Origin of the sequence: Gemmobacter sp. (assembly GCF_016792925.1) — a bacterium.
In the GTDB taxonomy this organism is placed as follows: Bacteria; Pseudomonadota; Alphaproteobacteria; order Rhodobacterales; family Rhodobacteraceae; genus Gemmobacter.
In genome coordinates this window covers 1-2,286 of sequence record NZ_JAEULU010000205.1, presented here as the reverse complement: position 1 = coordinate 2,286, position 2,286 = coordinate 1, and the positions used below count along the sequence as shown (strand labels likewise).

The 2,286-nt window shown below is 65.9% G+C and carries 2 protein-coding genes; both read left to right on the top strand.

Features of this window, described 5'->3' with window-relative positions; genetic code table 11:
- On the top strand, positions 1-1,046 hold a 1,046-nt coding region (locus JNN06_RS09760), incomplete at its 5' end, for a hypothetical protein (protein ID WP_291239401.1).
- A gap of 221 nt (positions 1,047-1,267) precedes the next feature.
- On the top strand, positions 1,268-2,286 hold a 1,019-nt coding region (locus tag JNN06_RS09755), incomplete at its 3' end, for a condensation domain-containing protein (RefSeq protein ID WP_291239400.1).

Here is a 2,286-nt window from a genome sequence, read left to right as displayed (position 1 = left end):
TGCCATTTCACCTGCGCGAAGCTCTTGGATCACGGCTGATCGACCGCTTTCTGGAACGCGGGGATGAGCCGACCGCGCGCATGATCCGCGATACGATCAGCCGCGCGACCGTGGATATTCCTCCAGCCATGCAGTTGGCAGAGGCGCGATTGGAACTGCACGAAAATCGCCCGGACCAAGCCAAGGCCGCTCTGCAAGCGGCGTCAGCGCTCCCCGGGCCAGACGAGGCCGCCGCCTTGGTGGCACTGATTGACATGGATTTTGCGGCCAGACATCCGGTCAGCGCGGACCAGATCGCCATGCTGGAAACTCTTGCCGCGCAAAATCGCGGTCAGAATGTGGCGGCTGATCTGCGGCGGTCGCTGGTTTTGGCCTATGCCCTGTCCGGCGAATTCGGTTTGGCTCATGCCGGTTTGCAAGATGCCCCCGCCGCTGCCGGCAACTTCTGGGCGTTGATGGCAGAGAGCGGAACCGAGGCCGACATTCTCGATCTGGCGTTTTCTCCACCGCCCGATCTTGCGGCCATTGACGCCTCCAGCAGCGTGAGGATTGCCCAAAAGCTTCAGGCGCTCGGTTTTCCGCGACAAGCTTTGCTATGGCTTGGCGTGCCCAGAAATGACGTGGCCACGCTTCCCGATGCAACGCGTATGGTGATTGCCGAAGCGCAATTGGCTCTGTTTCAGCCACGCGAGGCGATTGCGACGATTTCTGGCCTGGATACACAGGCCAATCCTTTGCGGGCGAGGGCGATGCGCGATCTGGGGCGACCCGGCGAGGCTGTGGCGCTGTTGCAGGCCAATCCGGATGCCGCTGCGGATTTGGCCGTGCTGCAACGGGCGGAGCGGCAATGGGAGGCGATTGCCGCACAGCCCGATGGCGCATGGGCCAAGGCCGCCGGGCTGGCGATTGAGACCAGCCAGCCCCTGACAGAACCGGGGCCGGTCACCTTGGCGGGCGCCACGGCCGTGGCGGCGAAAGCGGGCGAAAGCCGGGAGCTTCTTGGCGCCTTGCTGCAAGAGACGCAGCTGGCCGCGCCGCCCCCTTGATGCACGTGCGTCTCAATGGATTGCGGGGTGACCGGCAGCTTCACAACGCGGCGCTGAAGCGCAGGAAGATGGCGGGGATTAGATCGGTCCGCCGCGCATGGCTGGGCGGGTGCCGACATGGCTGTGCCTTGCCCGTGCCACATTCCGCGTAGATAGAGGATCAAATTGACATGGCTTTCCCATATAGGAGAGGCTCTCTGTTCATTTGGACTGATTGATACGTGACGGTGCAAGACGAAACCCCCGGATTTGATACCACGAGCCTCGGGCTGGCAGAGACTCCCGGGGCCTGGTCGCCGACGCCGCTCCAGCATGCCATGCTGCTTTCGGGGCTCTCGGGTGGTGTCAGGCGTTCCAATCTGGAGCAAATCCTTATCGAGGCGCCGGATTTGCCGCTGGAGGCGGATGCCTTGCGCGCGGCTCTCTGTGCCTTGGCCGCGCGCCATCCGGCACTGCGCGCCTGTGCCGAACTGACCGTCGATGGCAGCCTTGTCTGGACGGTGGCCGCGCCACGAGCGCCAGAGTTGACCCTGTGTGATTGGCCCGATGCCCCCAATGAGGCGCTGTCCGCCTGGCTGGAGGCTGATCGCACACGCGGTTTCGACCTGCGCCGGTCGCCATGGCGCGCGATGCTGGCCACGCGGGGGGGGCTGCCGCCGCTGCTGGTTCTGACCCTGCATCATGCCGCGATTGATCTGCCCGGCATGGCGGTTTTGCTGGAGGAACTGGCGGATCTGCTTTCGGGAAAGCCGCTGCCGCCGCTGGATACCCCCTTCGAGACGATCTGCGCCACGCCGCCGCTGGATCTCGCCGCCGCGCGCACCCATTTCGCGACGCGCTTCGGCGCGTTCGAGAAGCTCGACCTGCTGGAGCCGCATCGGGTGCCGGGCCGCATGCAATCTTGTCGCGCCGATCTGCCGGAGGCGGTGACGGTCGCCTTGCGCAGCCGGGCCAAGGCGGCGGGGGCGGGCACCTTTGCCGCGCTGCAAGCCGCCTGGGCGCTGATTCTGGCGCGGTGGACCGGGCGGTCTGATGCCAGTTTTGGCCTGACGCTGGCGGGGCGCAACCTCATGCCGGGGCATGAGCGCAGCGTGGCTTCGCTGATCGCCACATTGCCGCAGCGGCTGGATCTGGCCGACCTGCCGCATCTGGACGCGCTGCTGGCGCTGGCGCAATCGGAAACCGAGGCGCTGCGGCCCCATCACGCCGCCAGCCTTGATCAGGTGCGTCAATGGGCGGG